This window comes from Curvibacter cyanobacteriorum (assembly GCF_028649475.1).
GTDB classification, from domain to species: domain Bacteria; phylum Pseudomonadota; class Gammaproteobacteria; order Burkholderiales; family Burkholderiaceae_C; genus Curvibacter; species Curvibacter cyanobacteriorum.
Map to the genome: position 1 here is coordinate 43,714 of NZ_JAQSIP010000004.1, position 17,124 is coordinate 60,837.

General features: G+C 69.1%; 11 protein-coding genes. 7 read left to right on the forward strand and 4 right to left on the reverse strand.

The window, feature by feature from the left end; genetic code table 11:
- Positions 1–90: 90 nt before the first annotated feature.
- Positions 91–2,958, reverse strand: a complete 2,868-nt coding sequence (locus PSQ40_RS09800) for a bifunctional diguanylate cyclase/phosphodiesterase (protein WP_273951206.1) — start codon at positions 2,956–2,958, stop codon at positions 91–93.
- Between the two features lie 169 nt (positions 2,959–3,127).
- Between PSQ40_RS09800 and PSQ40_RS09805 the strand changes: the two genes are divergently transcribed.
- Complete coding sequence (locus PSQ40_RS09805; protein WP_273951207.1) at positions 3,128–3,973, forward strand: creatininase family protein; 846 nt, start codon at positions 3,128–3,130, stop codon at positions 3,971–3,973.
- Positions 3,974–4,036: 63 nt separating this feature from the next.
- On the opposite strand, the gene PSQ40_RS09810 is transcribed toward PSQ40_RS09805, so the two are convergent.
- The 3 genes from PSQ40_RS09810 to PSQ40_RS09820 all read right to left on the reverse strand — a co-directional run bounded on the left by PSQ40_RS09810 (position 4,037) and on the right by PSQ40_RS09820 (position 9,782).
- Entirely contained in the window at positions 4,037–6,391 is a 2,355-nt protein-coding gene (locus PSQ40_RS09810) for an ATP-binding protein (protein ID WP_273951208.1), read from the reverse strand.
- 73 nt (positions 6,392–6,464) lie between these two features.
- Positions 6,465–8,723, reverse strand: a complete 2,259-nt coding sequence (locus tag PSQ40_RS09815) for an EAL domain-containing response regulator (RefSeq protein WP_273951209.1) — start codon at positions 8,721–8,723, stop codon at positions 6,465–6,467.
- Between the two features lie 111 nt (positions 8,724–8,834).
- Positions 8,835–9,782 carry a LysR substrate-binding domain-containing protein gene (locus PSQ40_RS09820; protein ID WP_273951210.1) on the reverse strand — a complete coding sequence of 316 codons (948 nt, stop codon included), beginning with the start codon at positions 9,780–9,782 and terminating at the stop codon, positions 8,835–8,837.
- A 185-nt stretch (positions 9,783–9,967) separates the two neighbouring features.
- Here PSQ40_RS09820 and PSQ40_RS09825 point away from each other — a divergent pair, with 185 nt between their 5' ends.
- Genes PSQ40_RS09825 through PSQ40_RS09850 form a run of 6 tightly spaced genes read left to right on the forward strand, consistent with a single transcriptional unit; the run spans position 9,968 to position 16,905 of the window.
- Positions 9,968–11,641 (forward strand): ABC transporter substrate-binding protein, encoded by a 1,674-nt coding sequence (locus PSQ40_RS09825; protein ID WP_409338577.1) that lies wholly within the window; start codon positions 9,968–9,970, stop codon positions 11,639–11,641.
- A gap of 25 nt (positions 11,642–11,666) precedes the next feature.
- Positions 11,667–12,620, forward strand: a complete 954-nt coding sequence (locus PSQ40_RS09830) for an ABC transporter permease (RefSeq protein ID WP_273951212.1) — start codon at positions 11,667–11,669, stop codon at positions 12,618–12,620.
- 29 nt (positions 12,621–12,649) lie between these two features.
- Positions 12,650–13,543 carry an ABC transporter permease gene (locus PSQ40_RS09835; RefSeq protein ID WP_273951213.1) on the forward strand — a complete coding sequence of 298 codons (894 nt, stop codon included), beginning with the start codon at positions 12,650–12,652 and terminating at the stop codon, positions 13,541–13,543.
- Positions 13,544–13,545: 2 nt separating this feature from the next.
- A complete protein-coding gene (locus PSQ40_RS09840; RefSeq protein ID WP_273951214.1) occupies positions 13,546–14,655 on the forward strand; it encodes an ABC transporter ATP-binding protein in 1,110 nt (369 codons plus the stop codon).
- Positions 14,652–15,731: an ABC transporter ATP-binding protein gene (locus PSQ40_RS09845; RefSeq protein WP_273951215.1), complete on the forward strand. Its 1,080-nt coding sequence runs from the start codon at positions 14,652–14,654 to the stop codon at positions 15,729–15,731. Before PSQ40_RS09840 ends, PSQ40_RS09845 begins: the two co-directional genes overlap by 4 nt.
- Positions 15,718–16,905: an amidase gene (locus PSQ40_RS09850; RefSeq protein ID WP_273951216.1), complete on the forward strand. Its 1,188-nt coding sequence runs from the start codon at positions 15,718–15,720 to the stop codon at positions 16,903–16,905. The genes PSQ40_RS09845 and PSQ40_RS09850 overlap by 14 nt, the downstream gene beginning before the upstream one ends.
- Positions 16,906–17,124 lie beyond the last annotated feature (219 nt).

The following is a 17,124-nucleotide window of genomic DNA, read 5'->3' on the forward strand; positions in this document are numbered from 1 at the left end:
GCCGCTACCCAGGTGGGGCGCTGGCCGCCGCCCGGGGGGCGTGCGCCAGGCCAAGCCAAGCCAGGCGCGGAGTCAGGTTCCCCGCGGCCCTCAGGCCCGGCGCTGCTGACGGCGGTGGTGGCGAATCCACTCCCGGCATTCCTGCTCGGGCATCGGACGGGCGAACAGGTAGCCCTGCAAGGTGTCGCAGCCGCGCTCGCTGAGGAAGTCGCGCTGCGCCGGGGTCTCCACGCCTTCGGCCACGCAATGCAGGCCCAGGTCCTTGGCCATCGACAGCGTGGCCCGGGTCACCGCCTCGTCTTCGACATCGCCGGGCAGGTCGGCCACAAAGGACTTGTCGAGCTTGATGCGGGAGATGGGCAGGCGCTTCAGGTAGCCGAGGCTGGAGTAGCCGGTGCCAAAGTCGTCGAGCGAGAAGGTCAGCCCCATCGCCGTGAGTTCGCGCAGGCGGCTGTCCAGATCGTTGAGCGGCTGCATCAACAGGGTTTCGGTGATCTCGAGTTCGATGCAGCGCGGGTCCACGCCGCTGCTGTGCAGCGCGCTGCGCACCGTGTCGGTGAAGCCCGGCTTCCTGAATTGCATGGGCGAGATGTTGATGGCCATCATCAGCTCGTCCAGCCCGTCGTCGCGCCAGTCCTGCAGTTGGCGGCAGGCCTGGTGCAGCACCCAGGCGCCCAGCGGTTCGATCAGCCCGCAGTCCTCGGCCACCGGGATGAAGCGGTCCGGCGGGATCAGGCCTTCTTCGGGGTGGTTCCAGCGCACCAGCGCTTCGACCCCCGACACGCGCCCGGTGCTGGCCTCGATCTGCGGCTGGTAGACCAGGTACATCTCGTGGCGTTCCAGCGCGCGGCGCAGGTTGTTCTCCAGGAACATGCGGCGCGACACGCGCGCGTTCATTTCCTTCATGAAGAACTGGTAGCCGTTGCGGCCGGCCTCCTTGGCCACGTACATGGCGGTGTCGGCGTGCTTGAGCAGGTGGTCCAGGGTGTCGCCGTCTTCGGGGTAGCAGGCGATGCCCACGCTCATCGACAGGTTGATCTCATGGCCTTGCACCACCAGCGGTGTGTTGAGCGCACCGCGCAGCGCCTCGGCCACCTGGGCCGCTTCGTCGGAGGCGTTGACCCGGGGCATCAACACCACGAACTCGTCGCCGCCAATGCGGGCCAGCAGGTGGTGGCTGTCCAGGCAGGGGGCGAGCCGGTTGGCCACCGCCTGCAGCAACTCGTCGCCCAGCGCATGGCCCAGCGTGTCGTTGATGTGCTTGAAGTGGTCCAGGTCCAGGAACAGCACCACCAGGCGTTCGCCCAGGCGTTGCGCCTGCTCCAGTTCGGTCTGGCTGCGGCTGACCCACTGGCTGCGGTTGGGCAGGCCGGTCAGGCTGTCGTAGTGGGCCAGCGCGGCCAACTCGCGCGTGCGCAGGTCGACCAGGGCCTGGGTGCGCCGGGCCTGCCCGGTGATGACCAGCAAAAAGGCCCCCAGCAGGCCCACGCACAACAGGCTCAGCGCCACCATGACCCAGGCGCTCCAGTCGCGCGCGTGCTCCATGAACGCCGGGGTGGCGCGCACCCGCAGCTCCCACTCGCGGCCACCGAACAGCAGGCTGCGGCGCAAGCTCAGCTCGTGGGTCATCCAGTCGGCGCGGTCGCAGCCGGGCGGGCCCGCCAGGCGCTGGTTGTCGACCGCGGCCATCGGGTCGACCAGGCAGCTTTCGGGGCGGTGGCCGGAGTCGGGCTGGCTCATCGCGTGCAGCACATCGTCCATGCGGAACACCGCTGACACCACGCCCTTGAGCTGGCTGGGCGTCTGCGGCTCGAACACCGCCTGGTACATCACCACCGCACGCTGTTCGCCGGATTCCTGCACCAGGCGAATGCCCTCGGAGACCCGGGCCTGACCGCTCGCGCGCGAGCTGGCCACGGTGGCCGCGGTGGCCGGCAGCACCGCCACGTCCAGGCCCAGCGCGCGCACATTGCTGGCCCGCGGTTCGATCAGTGTGATCGGCAGGTACTCGGGCCGCACCGCCGAGGTGTACGTGGTGCCCGTGACCGAGCGGCCCTTGATCAGCCAGTGGCGCGATTCATAGAGGGAGCGCTCGTGGACCGTCAGGTAAGGGCTCCAGCCAAAGTTCTGGGTGCCGGGGTAACGCTCCAGCCAGTGCCGGGCGGTCTGGGCGAACTCGTCCTGGGTGATTTCATCGGGGCTGCCGACCCGGGTCTGGCTGACCTGCATGACGCGGGCGATCGCCTGCACGCTGTCGCTCTGGGCGTCCAGCCGCCGTTGCAGGCGCTGGCTCAGCTCGGTAGCGGACTCTTCCAGCTGCGACTTGATGCGCCGGTCTTCCCAGTTCTTGATGCCATACACCACCGTGCCCACCACCAGCAGTGCCACCCCCATCGGGGCGGCCACCGTCCAGCGCCGGCTGCGCCAGTGGCTGGCCGGCTGGCCCTGCCACACCAGCACCAGCGGCAGGCCGAGCACGGCCCCAATGGCGTCGCCCAGCCACCAGGTCCACCAGCTGAACAGCGCCTCGCTCGGGGCAATCACCTGCGCCGCCACCAGCACCGGCACCGACAGGCTGGCGTTGATCAGCGCGCTCAGCGGGCCCACCCCCAGCAGCAGCCACATGACCCGGTTCGGGCTCTCCACCGGGTCGGGGTAGCCGATCCAGCGCCGCGCCAGCGCGGCCCCGACCTGGGCCTGCAGCATGGCGCCGATCGGCGGCACCAGCATGTGCCAGGACAGGCCTTGCAGCCCGGCCTGGTGGCTGGCCTGCCACTGCACCAGCCAGGACCCCAAGGCCACCGCCGGCAGCATCCAGGGGCCGCGCGTCAGCACCATGCCCAGCGCCAAGCCGGCGGGCAGGAACACCAGGGACACGTAGTCCGGCGGGATGCAGATTTGCAGCGAAATCCAGCCCAGGATGGCATACAAGGCCGCGGTCCAGCAGGCAGGGAACAAGCGGTCAGTCAGAAAAGCAGGCACGGGCGGGCGGGCGGCGAGGCAGATGAGAGGGAAGTCTATTGTTACAGCATGAAATGATGTTTTTGCGCGAACTGGGCAGGGTGTTTCGCGCGCGCGACCATTTGGCCCGCAGCAGGCGCCAAAAACTGGCACTAATATGCGCTTCATGACACTTTCATCACGTTTCTGGGCCGAACTGGGCTGCCGGGATTTCGCACGCCTGCAGGCCACCGGCGAGGCCGCGGACGTGGTCGCCGTGCTGCCGGTGGCGGCCATCGAACAGCATGGCCCCCACCTGCCCCTGAGCGTGGACACCACGCTGGTGGACGGCATCGTGCAAGCGGCCTTGCCCCATCTGCCGGCCGCCCTGCCGGTCTTGTTCTTGCCCACCCAGGCGGTGGGCCTGAGCCCCGAGCACCAGCGCTTTGCCGGTACCCTGACCTTGTCGCCCGAGACCGTGATCCGGCTCTGGACCGAGCTTGGTGAGTGCGTCGCGCGGGCCGGGGTGAAGAAGCTGTTGTTGTTCAACAGCCACGGCGGCCAGGTCAGCGTGATGGACATCGTGGCGCGCGAGCTGCGCAGCCGCTGCGGCCTGATCGTCTACAGCTGCAGCTGGTTCAACCTGCCCTTGCCGCCCGAGGTGGAGGCCCTGTTCAGCGCGCAGGAGCAGCGCTTTGGCATCCACGCGGGGGACACCGAGACCTCGATGATGCTGGCGTTGCGACCCGAGCTGGTGCAGATGGCGCGGGCTCAGAACTTCCGCAGCAGCTCGCAGGACCGGGCCGAGCGCTACCCGCTGCTGGGCAACGGGCGCAGCGCCAAGCTGGGCTGGCAGATGCAGGACTACCACCCCGCCGGGGCGGCAGGCAACGCGGCCGCGGCCACCGCCGACAAAGGCCACGCCCTGGTGCAGGCCGCCGCCCAGCAGCTGGTGCGGCTGCTGCAGGAGATCGCCAGCCTGCCCCTGAGCACCCTGGTGGACGCCCCCGACCCGGGCCTGGCCGAGCCCTGAGTTCTGAGCCCTGAGCCCTGAGCCCTGAGCCCTGAGCTCGCCGCGCCGCGCCGCGGGGGCGCGTCAGCGGCTGTCCGGGACCGGGCCGTGGTCGGGCGCCTGCCAGGGCAGGCGCAGCCGGAAGCAGCTGCCCTGGCCCAGCGCGCTGCTGACCTGCAAATCGCCCCCCAGCACATTGACCGCCGCGTTGTAGGCGATGTTCAGCCCCAGGCCAGTGCCGCCGCGCCCCATGCGGGTGGTCACAAAGGGGTCGAAGATGCGCTGGATCAGCTCGGGCGCGATGCCCACGCCGTCGTCCTCCACCCGCAGCATCACGCCGTCGCCGTGGCGGCTGGCCTCGGCCACGATCCGGATGCGGCCCTGCTCCCGGCCGTCAAACCCGTGGGTGATGGCGTTGGTGATCAGGTTGGTCAGCACCTGGCCCAGCGGGCCGGGGTAGCTGTCCAGCAGCAGGCCTGGCGGTACCTGCACCTCGATCTCGTAGGGCAGGCGGTGGAAGCTCGGCTTGAGCGTCAGCACGATTTCGGCCACCAGTTCGTTGAGCTCGAAGCGCCGGCGCTGCGAGCTGGTCTGGTCCACCGCGACCTGCTTGAAGCTGGTCACCAGCTCGGCGGCACGTTCCAGGTTGCGGCTGCTGATGCGGGTGGCCTGGTCCACGCTGTCGAGCAGGCCCTCCAGGGCCGATCGGCGCAGCCCCTGCGCCAGGCCGTCGCGGAACTGGCGCACCTCGTCGCGCAGCGTGGAGACGGCCATCAGGCTGTTGCCCAGCGGCGTGTTGAGCTCGTGGGCCACGCCAGCCACCAGGCTGCCGAGGGCGGCCATTTTCTCGGCCCGCACCAGCTCGCTGCGGGTGGTGGTCAGGTGCTCCACGGTCTGGGCCAGCGTGGCGTTGGCCTGTTGCAGGGCCTCGGTGCGCTGGGCCACGCGCTGCTCCAGGTCCTGGTTCAGGGCTTGCAGGGCCCGCTCGGCCTGGCGGTGTTCGGTGATGTCTTCCAGCGCCCAGATGGTCAGGCCTTGCCGGCCCAGCTGCACCTGCCGCACGCTGACCCGGCACAGCATCACGTGGCCGTCGGCGCAGACCATCTCGGTTTCGAGCTGCGCATCCTCGCGGCGGGCCAGGCTCAGCAGCTGGTCGCGCGCCGCCAGGTCGCGCCACAGGCCCAGGTCGATGCCGCGGCGGCCGCACATTTGATCGCGCGTGTAGCCCAGCTGGCGCTCGCAGGCGTCGTTGACCTCGAGGATCAGGCCGTTCTGGTCCAGGTCGCTCACCACCATCGGGATCGGCGCGGTGTTGAACAGCAAGAGTCGCTTGTCCTCGCGCTCCTTGAGCCGTTCGGCCATGGTTTGCAGGTCGGCGCTGAGGCGGTTGAACTCCAGCACCCGGCCGCGGGGCCAGCGCCCGGTGCGGTGGCCCGCCGCCACGCGGTGGGCTTGCAGCACGATGGCCCGCAGCGCCCGCACCAGGCCCGAAGCCCAGAACGGCGTCAGCAACAGACCGACCAGCAAGGTGCCCACGAACGCGGCCGCCAGCGAGATCACCGAGCCCCGCACCCGCGGGTTGGCCAGCCCTGTGGGGGTGCGCGCCACATAGACCCAGTTGATCAGGTGCGAGCGCTCAACCGCCACATGCAGGCTCTGGCCGCCATGCACCAGGCGCGCCGGGCCGGTGGGTGGCTGGCCCTCGCGCAGCGCTTGCAGCAGGGGCCAGTCTTTCAGCTGGGTGCGGCCCACGCCGCGCTGCTGGTCGGAGTCGGCAATCACCAGGCCCGCGGCGTTGATGACCCACACCTCCACGGGGTTGGCCGCGCTGCGCATGCCGTCATCGGGCAGCTGGGACAAGTCGTCCAGCAGGTAGCGGGTGGGCACCTCGGCCAGCAGCAGGCGCTGGTCGGGCAGGGGCAGCACCAGGCCCAGCACCGGGTCACCGTTGAGGACCGAGCGGTGCTGGTCGTCCCACAGCAGCTGTTGGCGGTGCAGGCCCAGTTGCACCAGCGGGGTGGCCGACAGGTCCTGCTGCCGCAATGCTTCGCCTTGCAGGCGCAGCACGGGGGGCAGGCCGAAGGCTTCGATCCGGCCTTGCCCATCCAGCACATACAGCGCGCGGAACACCACCCCCTGGCCCGCGGCCTGGTTCAGCAAGGTGCTGACGCCGCGGGGGCCGAGCTGGGGCAGGGCGCTGGCCAGCACACCCAGGCGTTCTTCGATCCCGCTCAGCAGCAGGTCCTCGCGGGCGGCAAAGACCCGGGCTTCGTGGGCCACCTGGTCGCGCGCGTCCTGTTCCATCAGCGGGATGCGCACCGCCAGGATGGCCGAGCCCACCAGCAAAAAAGTGATCAGGCTGGTGAGGAACTGCAGGCCGCTCAGGGTGCTGCGCAGCCGCCATTCGCGGCGTCCGCGCCACCACCGTGCGAGCCTCATGGCGGGCCGCTCCAGCGCCCGCCCAGGTCGATGGCCCGACGGCCTCGACGCGGGGGCTGCGCGTCGGCCAGGGTCATGGGCGGGGCGGTTGTTGTTGCAGCCAGCTCAACAGCTCATCCAACGGCATGGGGCGCGCATAGCGGTAGCCCTGGGCCTCGTCGCAGCCCAGTTCACGCAGGATGTTGGCCTGGCTCTCGGTCTCCACGCCTTCGGCCAGCACCTTCATGCCCAGTTGGTGGCCCAGCGGCACGATCATGCGGGCGATGCGCGCCCCGGGGCGTTCGGTGTCCAGCAGGTTGATGAAGGCGCGGTCGATCTTCAGCCGGTCGGCGGGCAGGCAGTCGAGGTAGGACAGCGACGAGAAGCCGGTGCCAAAGTCGTCGATCGCCACCGCCACCTGGCGTGACTGCACCTCGCGCATCAGCGCCGCCACGCGCTCCATGCCGACCATGGCCACCGACTCGGTGATTTCCAGCTCCAGCCGTTCCGGTGCCACGCGGGGGTTGTCGCGCAGGGCTTCGTCGAGGATGTCCAGGAAGTCGGGTTGGCTGAACTGCACCGCCGACACGTTGACCGCCATGCGCAAGCGGGCAAAGCCCTGTGCATGCAAGCGGCCCAGGTCGTACAGCGCGGTGCGCAGCACCCAGGTGCCCAGGTTGACGATGAGGCCCGAGCGCTCGGCCACCGGGATGAAGCGATCGGGCGGCACCATGGTGCCGTCCTCGGCCCGCCAGCGCAGCAGGGCTTCCACGCCCAGCACCTCGCCAGTGGTCAGCGACACCTGGGGTTGGTAGACCAGGAACAGGCGGTCATGGTCAAAGGCGCGGTGCAGGCCGTGCAGCAGCCGGGTGCGTTCCTTGGAGTCCGCGCCCAGCGCGGGGGTGAAGTACTCGATGCGGCCCTGACCGCCGGCCTTGGCCCGCTTCATCGCGATCGAGGCGTCCTTGAGCAGTTCGTGGCCATTGAGGAACGGCACCTCGTCGCAGCGCACCAGGCTCATGCAGACCGACAGGCGACGGTCGATTTCTTCGACCACAAAGGGCTCGTCGAACAGCGGCTTGAGGGTCTCGGGGTTGACCCACTGGTGGTGGCCCACGATGGCGAAGGTGTTGCCCGCGACGCGGGCGATGAAGCAGCGTTCCGACAGTTGCTCGGTCAGGCGCTGGCCGATGGCGCCCAGCAGCAGGTCGCCATAGCGGTGGCCGAACATGTCATTGGTTTCGGCGAACTGGTCGACGTCGATCTTGGCCAGCACCATGTCGGCCAGCTTGTCGTCGTGGCCCAGGTCGTCGAGGTGCTGGATCAGTGCCGCCCGGTTGGGCAGGCCCAGCAGGCGGTCCACAAAGGCCACGTTGCGCAGGCGGTCAAACAGCGTGACGTTGGAGGCGCACAGCGCGATGTTGGTGCAGAACACCTCCAGCAGATGGTGGTCCACCTCGCGCAGGGGCTGGGACGCCGCGACAAAGGCCGCAAAGTCCTGTTGGTCCCGGCCGGCAAAGAACAGCGTCAGACTGTTGTGGCCCACCACGCTGCGCCGCTCGGTCAGGCTGCGGGTCAACTGGGCCACGATGTCGGGGTTGTCGATGTCGGTGATGCGCTTTTGCATCAGGTGGCTGTAGGGGCCCGCCGCGGCGATCACGATGTAGTCCCCGGCGGCCTCGCCCGGGCTGGTGGGCATGACGCTGGCGCAGACCAGGCCTTCGGGGTCCAGGCCCATGAGGCTGGCCATCTGGGTGATCACGCCCTCGGCAAAGGTCTGCAGGCCTTGCTCGGCGATGAAGTGGTGGCTGGCGGCGACGATCTTTTCCAGCCCACGGCGGCTGGCGTCGAGGCGCCGCAACTGGTCGTAGGACCGGATGGCCGCGGTCAGTGTGGCGTAGAGCTTGCCCCGCGTGAGTTCGCTTTTGGTCTTGTAATCGTTGATGTCGTACTGGCGGATGGTCTCGATCTCGGGCGCCTGACCCGGCTGGCCGGTGCGCAGGATGATGCGCGTGTTCTGCAGCTTGAGCCCGTTGCGGATGCTGTCCACCATGGCCAGGCCGGCGTGCTCGGTCTCCATCACCACGTCGAGCAGGATGACGGCCACGTCGCTCTCCTGGCGCAGCACGTCGAGCCCTTCGACGCTGGAGTAAGCGTGCAGCAGTTGCAGCTTGCGGCCCACGATCTCCAGACCGCGCAGCGCGTAGGAGGTGCTTTCGTGCACATCGCGGTCGTCGTCCACGATCAAGATGCGCCAGGGCAGCCGCTGGGGGATGGGCGCAACCGGGGTCGCGGGGGCCGGCCCGGCGGGCGGATCCTCGTCGACGAAAGGAATCAAGGCGTCAGTGGACATGCGGCCCTTGGGCGGTTGATCAGGGCCCGGGTCAGCGTGACCCGGGGGCTCAGACGGATCAGTACAAACTGTAACGCGAGGGTAGTGGATGCACCTTAACTCAAGTTGACATCAGTGTAATTTCCCCTTGTTCGCGGGTTTATTGGGTGTTTCCACCAAGAAACGGACCAAAGCCGCCACACCGTCATCGACCTGGCCGTCCAAGGTGCCGACCAGCAGGCGGCGTTGTGCCCAGGGGTCGGACAGGGGGCGCCAGGCCAGTTTCATGGCCCGCACGATGGGCAGCGAGGCGGCTTTGGGCAGCACCGCTAGCCCCAGGCCCGAGGCCACCATGTGGCACACCGCGTCAAAGCTGCGCACCTGCATGCGCAGGCGAAACGGCTGGCCCGCGATGCGCGCGGCCTGTTGCTGCTGCTGCAGCATCGCGGCCCCGGCGGCCAGGCTGATCCACTGCTCACCGAGCAGGCTGGTGAAGGCCACCGCCTGCCGTGGCGGGCTGCCCAGCGCCACCGGGTGCTGGCTGGGCAGCACCAGGATCAGTTCGTCGTCGCGGAAATGTTGGGTCTGCAGGCCGCTGGTGTCCGGGCCCTCGACAAACACCGCCAGGTCGGCGCGGCCCTCGCGCAGCGTGGCCACCACGCTCTCGGACACCTGCTCTTCGAGGTCCACCTGCACCTGGGGGTGTTGCTCGCTGAAGCGGGCCAGCAGGGCCGGCAGGAACTGGTTGATGGCCGCGGTGCTGGCGCACAGGCGGATGTGGCGCGCAATGCCCTGGCGCAGGTCGCTGAGCTCCTGGCTCAGCTGGGCCATGGTCTGCAGCAGGCTGAGCCCGTGTTTGACGAACAGGCGGCCCGCCGCCGTGGGGGTCAGCCCCTTGGCGTGGCGCTCGAACAGGGGCAGGCCCAGCGCGTCCTCCAGTTCACGGATGCGGCGGCTCGCGGCGGCCAGCGCAAGGTGGTTGTCACGGGCCGCGGCGGTCAGGCTGCCCTGGTGCGCGCAGGCCACGGCCAGGCGCACCGAAATGAGGTCAAAGCGGGCCAGGTTGAAGGCCGGGTGCATGGCAGGGCTCCGGTTGGGTGCGCCGTGCTGGGGCGCGGTGCATGCAAATGGGTTGCAGGGGGTGGCACCAAGCCGGGGCTGTATGCACAGCGGCGGCCGGGTTGGGGCGCCACTTGGTGTCAAAACGTTGGCATGTTACTTGCGGTTTGTGTGGCTCTTCTTTCTTTTGTTCGCAGGAGCACTTCATGAATCGCTTGGCAACCCGTACCGCACTGACCTGGCTTAAGCGCCCGGCTTCTCTGACCTTGCTGGCCGCTGCGCTGATCGCCTCCGGCGCCCAAGCCCAGGAGAAGGTCCTGCGCATCGCCATGACGGCGGGCGACATCCCGCGCACGCTGGGTCAGCCGGACCAGGGGTTTGAAGGCAACCGCTTCACCGGCATCCCGATGTACGACGCGCTGACGCAATGGGACCTGTCCAAGGCCGATGCCCCCAGCGTGCTGATCCCGGGCTTGGCGCTGAGCTGGGCGGTGGACGCCAAGGACAAGACCAAGTGGGTGTTCAAGCTGCGCCCCGGCGTCAAGTTCCATGACGGCTCGGCCTTCAACGCCGACGCCGTGGTCTGGAACGTGCGCAAGGTGCTCGACAAGGAGGCCCCGCAGTTCGACGCCAGCCAGGTTGGAGTGACCGCCTCGCGCATGCCGACCCTGAAGTCGGCCCGCAAGATCGACGACCTGACCGTCGAGTTGACCACGGGCGAGCCCGATTCCTTCCTGCCGATCAACCTGACCAACCTGTTCATGGCCTCGCCCGCGCACTGGGAAGCCAAGCTCAAGGCCGTGCCCGCCAGCGTCACCGACACCGCAGAGCGCAGCAAGCAGGCCTGGGCCGCGTTCGCCGCCGATGCCTCGGGCACCGGCCCCTTCCACATGACCCGCTTCGTGCCGCGCGAGCGCCTTGAAGTGGCCGCCAACAAGGCGTACTGGGACCCCAAGCGCACGCCCAAGATCGACAAGGTCGTGATGGTGCCGATGCCCGAAGCCAATGCCCGCACCGCCGCCCTGCTGTCGGGCCAGGTCGACTGGATCGAGGCCCCGGCGCCCGACGCCATGGACCAGATCAAGCAGCGCGGCTTCAAGATCTACACCAACGCCCAGCCCCATGTGTGGCCGTGGCAGCTGTCGTTTGCCGAAGGCTCGCCCTGGCTCGACAAGCGCGTGCGCCAAGCCGCCAACCTGTGTGTGGACCGCGAAGGCCTGAAGCAGATGCTGGGGGGCAACATGGCCGTTCCCAAGGGCACCGTGGCCCCGGGTCACCCCTGGTGGGGCAACCCCGGGTTTGACATCAAGTACGACGTCAAGGCCGCCCAGGCCCTGATGACGCAAGCCGGTTTCAGCGCCGCCAAGCCGGTCAAGGTGAAGGTGCAGATCTCGGCCTCGGGCTCGGGGCAGATGCAGCCGCTGCCGATGAACGAATTTGTCCAGCAGTCGCTCAAGGCCTGCTACTTCGACGTGCAGTTCGACGTCATCGAGTGGAACACCCTGTTCACCAACTGGCGCAAGGGGGCCAAGGACCCGTCGGCCAACGGCACCAACGCCATCAACGTGAGCTTTGCCGCGATGGACCCGTTCTTTGCCATGGTGCGCTTCGTCAGCACCAAGACCTTCCCGCCGGTGTCCAACAACTGGGGCTACTTCGGCAACGCCGAGATCGACAAGCTGGTCTCGGATGCCCGGACCACCTTCGATGACAAGGCCCGTGACGGCGCCCTGGCCAAGTTGCATGCACGCATCGTGGACGAAGCGCCCTTTGTGTGGATCGCTCACGACGTCGGCCCGCGCGCCATGTCGGCCAAGGTGAAGAACGTGGTGCAACCGCGCAGCTGGTTCATCGACATCGCCACCATGACCCTGGACTGACCCCCGTCCCCGCCGGAAGCCCGACATGCTGACCTACCTTTTGCGCCGCCTGAGTTACGCCCTGCCCATCATGCTGGGGGTGTCGCTGGTGTGTTTTGCCCTGGTGCACCTCGCGCCAGGCGACCCGCTGGTGTCCATCCTGCCGCCCGACGCTTCGGCTGAATTGGCGGCGCAAATGCGGCAGATGTACGGCTTCGACCGCAGCTACCCCGAGCAGTTCGGGCTCTGGCTGTGGCGGGCTGCCCAGGGCGACCTGGGCACCTCGATTGCCACCGGTCGCCCGGTGGCCGATGAGGTCATCAAGGCGGTGGGCAACACCCTGCGCCTGGCCGTGCTGGCCACCACCATCGGCTTTGTGCTGGGCAGCTTGTTTGGCTTTGTGGCGGGCTTCTTCCGCAACTCCTGGCTCGACAAACTGGCCTCGCTGGTGTCGGTGCTGGGCGTCAGCGTGCCGCACTACTGGCTGGGCATGGTGATGGTCATCATCTTCTCGTCCACCCTGATGTGGTTGCCAGCCACGGGCGCCGGGCCCTCGGGCTCGGAAGGCTGGGCCTGGGACTGGGAGCACCTGAAGTTCATGGTGTTGCCCGCGCTGACCATGTCGGTGATCCCGATGGGCATCATCTCGCGCACCGTGCGCGCCCTGGTGGCCGAGATCCTGGAGCAGGAGTTCATCATTGGCCTGCGCGCCAAGGGCCTGACCCAGCTGGGCGTGTTCCGCCACCTGCTGAAGAACGCCGCCCCCACGGCGCTGGCCGTGATGGGCCTGCAACTGGGCTACCTGCTGGGCGGCTCGATCCTGATCGAGACCGTGTTCTCCTGGCCTGGCACCGGCTTCTTGCTGAACTCGGCCATCTTCCAGCGCGACCTGCCGCTGCTGCAGGGCACCATCCTCGTGCTGGCCCTGTTCTTTGTGCTGCTCAACCTGATCGTGGATGTGCTGCAAACCCTGCTGGACCCGCGCATCGCGCGCGCCTGACGCTGCCCCCCTTTCAAGGAACTTTGCCCATGTCCTCAACCCTTGCTCCGCGTCAGCGCACGCTGCCCGAGCCGGTGCTGCAGTCGCCCGGTTACTGGCAGTCGGTGCTGCAACGCCTGCTGCGTGACCGCGTCGCCATGGCCGCTGGCGTGGTGGTCATCCTCCTGTTGCTGATGGCCGCCCTGGGCCCGTGGATCACCCCGGCCGACCCGTACGCGGCCTCGATGCTCAAGCGCCTCAAGCCGCTGGGCACGCCCGGCTTCCCCCTGGGCACCGACGAGCTGGGCCGCGACATGCTGTCGCGCCTGATGATTGGCGCGCGCCTGTCGCTCTTCATGGGCCTGGCCCCGGTGCTGTGCGCGTTTGTGGTGGGCTCGGTGATCGGCCTGGTGGCGGGCTATGCCGGCGGTCCGGTCAACACCGTGATCATGCGCACCATCGACGTGTTCTACGCCTTCCCCTCGGTGCTGCTGGCGATCGCTTTGTCGGGCGCGCTGGGCGCCGGCATCCTCAACTCGTTGGTGGCGCTGACGGTGGTCTTTGTGCCGCAGATTGCCCGCGTGGCCGAGGCGGTGACCACCCAGGTGCGCAGTCGCGACTACGTGGACGCCGCCCGAGCCTCGGGCGCCGGGCCCATCACCATCGTGCGCGTGCATGTGCTGGGCAATGTGCTGGGACCGATTTTTGTCTATGCCACCAGCCTGATCTCGGTCTCCATGATCCTGGCCAGCGGTCTGAGCTTTCTGGGCCTGGGCGTCAAGCCGCCCGAGCCCGAGTGGGGTCTGATGCTCAACACCCTGCGCACGGCCATCTACACCCAACCCGCGGTGGCGGCCCTGCCGGGCGTGATGATCTTCATCACCTCGGTGGCCTTCAACCTGCTGTCGGACGGCCTGCGTTCGGCCATGGACAACAAAGGCTGATCATGAGCACTTGGCACTCCCTTCCCAAGACCGGCGACACCGATCCCGCCTCCGACGTGGGCGGCCCGGCCCAGCCCCTGTTGACGGTGCGCGGCCTGGTCAAACACTTTCCCCTCAAGGGCGGCCTGTTCGGTCGTGCCACCGGCCAGGTGCGCGCGGTCGATGGCGTGACCTTCGAGGTGCTCAAGGGCGAGACCCTGGGCGTGGTGGGCGAGTCCGGTTGTGGCAAGTCCACCACCGCCCGCCTGCTGATGCAGCTGATGGAGCCGACCGCCGGCGAGATCGTGTTTGACGGCCGCACCGTGGGCAGCCGCGACCTGCCGCTGAAAGAGTTCCGCCGCCAGGTGCAGATGGTGTTCCAGGACAGCTATGCGTCGCTCAACCCGCGCCTGACCATCGAAGACTCGATCGCCTTCGGGCCGCAGGTGCATGGCGTGTCGGCCGAGGAGTCGATGCGCCGTGCGCACGACCTGCTGGCGCGCGTCGGCCTGGAGCCTGCGCGCTTTGCAGGCCGCTACCCGCACGAGCTGTCGGGGGGGCAGCGCCAGCGTATCAACATCGCGCGCGCCCTCGCGCTGCGCCCGCGCCTGCTGATCCTCGACGAGGCGGTGTCGGCGCTCGACAAGTCGGTCGAGAGCCAGGTGCTCAACCTGCTGTTGGACCTCAAGGAAGAGTTCGGCCTGACCTATGTCTTCATCAGCCACGACCTCAACGTGGTGCGCTACATGAGCGACCGCGTGCTGGTGATGTACCTCGGCGAGGTCGCCGAGGTGGGCCCCGCAGGCGATCTGTTTGACAACCCCGCCCACCCCTACACCCGCGCGCTGCTGTCGTCGGTGCCCTCGATGGACCCTGACCACCGCACCGAGGCACCGGCCCTCACCGGCGACCCGCCCAACCCGATCAACCCGCCCCCGGGCTGCCGCTTTCACCCGCGCTGCCCGATGGCCGACCCGGTCTGCTCGACCCGCACCCCGGCGCGCAGCCTGGCCGGTGAGCACCATGTGGTGGCCTGCCTGATGCACGAGCTGGGCAGCGGCCACCCGCGCGCGCCGCAGCGCTCGCTGCACGACCCGCAAAACCTGTTCATCGCGAAAGAGGCCCTGGCATGAGCGCTGACCCCAAGACCCTGTCCGCCGGCGCGAGCGACGATGCACCGCTGGTGCAGATCGAAGACCTGTGCGTCACCTTCACGGGCGGCCGCAAGCCGGTGCAGGCCGTCAGCGGCGTCACCCTCAGCGTGCCGCGCGGCCAGGTGGTGGCCCTGATCGGCGAGTCTGGTTCGGGCAAGAGCGTCACGCTGCGCACCCTGCTGCGCCTGCACCCCGAGCGCCGAACGAAGATGAGCGGCCGGGTGCTGGTCGGTGGGCGCGACGTGCTGGGCATGGGCTCGCGCGAGCTGTGCGACTACCGCGGCAAGACCACCTCGATGATCTTCCAGGAGCCCCTGCTGGCGCTCGACCCGGTGTACCCGGTGGGTGCGCAGATCATCGAATCCATCCGCCGCCACGACCCGAGCGTCAGCCAGGCCCAGGCCCACCAGCGGGCGCTGGCCCTGTTTGAGCAGGTGCGCATTCCGAGCCCCGAGCGCCGCTTGCAGGCCTACCCGCACGAGATGTCGGGCGGCATGCGCCAGCGCGCCATGATCGCGCTGGCCCTGGCCTGCCGTCCCCAGCTGCTGCTGGCCGACGAGCCCACCACGGCGCTCGACGCCACGGTGCAGATCCAGATCCTGCTCTTGCTGCGCGAGTTGCAGCGCGAGCTGGGCCTGTCGGTGATTTTTGTCACCCACGACATCGGCGCCGCGGTTGAGGTGGCCGATCGGGTGGCCGTCATGTACGGCGGCCGCATCGTCGAAGAGGGCACGGTGCGCGAGCTGATCCACCGCCCGCAACACCCCTACACGCAGGCCCTGCTGGGCAGCCGATCGCACGGCGCGATGACGCCGGGCCAGCGCCTGCAGACCATCGGGGGCTCGCCACCGGACCTGGCCAACCTGCCCGCCGGCTGCTCGTTTGCCGAGCGCTGCAGCCGCGCCAGCGACCTGTGCCGCCAAGCCCAGCCCGAGGCGCGCGAGGTGGTCCACTCGGGCAGCCTGGGCCACCGCGTGCGCTGCTTCCATGCCGGCCCGGCCACCCCCGCGGCCCCCTTGCCCCCAGTTGGAGAAGAACCCCATGCCCTTGCATGACCCGGCGCACGCCTTCGTGCCCTATCCCGATGTGCCGGTGGCCCACGCGTCCACCGGTCCCCTGACCGGCCTGCGTTTCGCGGTCAAGGACCTGTTTGACATCGCCGGCTACCCCACCGGCGGCGGCAACCCCATCGTGCTGGCCCTGTCGGGCATCAAGACCCGCACGGCCCCCACGGTGCAGGCCTTGCTCGACGCCGGCGCTGCGCTGGTGGGCAAGACCGTCACCGACGAGCTGGCCTTCTCCATGAACGGCAACAACGCCCACTTTGGCGCCCCGATCAATGGCGCCGCGCCGGACCGCATCTCGGGCGGCTCGTCGTCGGGCTCGGCCTCGGCCGTGTCCAACCACCTGGCCGACTTTGCCCTGGGCACCGACACCGGTGGCTCGGTGCGCGCCCCAGCCAGTCACTGTGGCCTGTACGGCCTGCGCCCCAGCCACGGCCGCATCTCGCTGGCCGGTGCGCTGGACCTGGCGCCGAGCTTTGACACCTGTGGCTTCTTTGCCCGCGAGGCCGACACTTTTTGTCGCGTCGGCGAGGTGCTGCTCGGCCCCGACGCCACCCCGCTGCCGGCCCGTCCGCGCCTGCTCAAGCCGCTGGACCTGTGGGCCCTGGTCGCGCCCGCGGCCGTGGCCGCGGTGACGCCGCTGTTCGAGCGCGCCCAGGCCCTGTGGGGCCCGGCCGCCGACAGCGCCGCGGTGCTCGACTCGCTGGAGGCCATGTACTGGCACTTCCGTTACCTGCAAGGCCGTGAGGCCTGGGTCACCGATGGCCCGCTGATCGAGCGCTACGCGCCGCCGCTGGGCCCGGGTGTGGCCGAGCGCTTTGCCTGGTCGCGTGCCGTGACCGATGCCCAGGTGGCCCAGGCGCAGGCCTTCCGGCGCGCCTACCAGGCCCACCTGGCGGCGCTGCTGGGCGCTGACGGCGTGTTGATCCTGCCCACCATGCCCGACGTGGCGCCGCTGCGCAGCGCCCCCGAGTCGGCCTTGGAGGACTACCGCAACCGCGCCATCAACCTGCTGTGTGCGGCGGGTTTGGCGGGCTGCCCGCAGGTGTCCGTGCCGGGCGCCGTCCAGGCCGAGGCGGGGGCGCCGATCGGTCTGTCCCTGATCGGGCCGGTGGGCTCCGACGCCAGCCTGCTGCGCCTGGCGGCCGCCCTGAGCGTGGTTTGAGTGCGGCTTGAACGTGGCTTGAACGCGGCTTGAACGCGGCTTGGGTGGGCCCTGAGCCCAGGCTGAACCCGCGTTGAACCGGCCCTGATCCACCCCCGATCCACCCCCGGCGGGCGCGTCCGCGCCGGCGGCTCAGGTGCCCCGTCGGCGGTGCACTTTGTAACAAAGTTGGCGCCGTCTTTGCGGCCTTTTCATCTCGGGCGCATGCGTCGGCGCGAC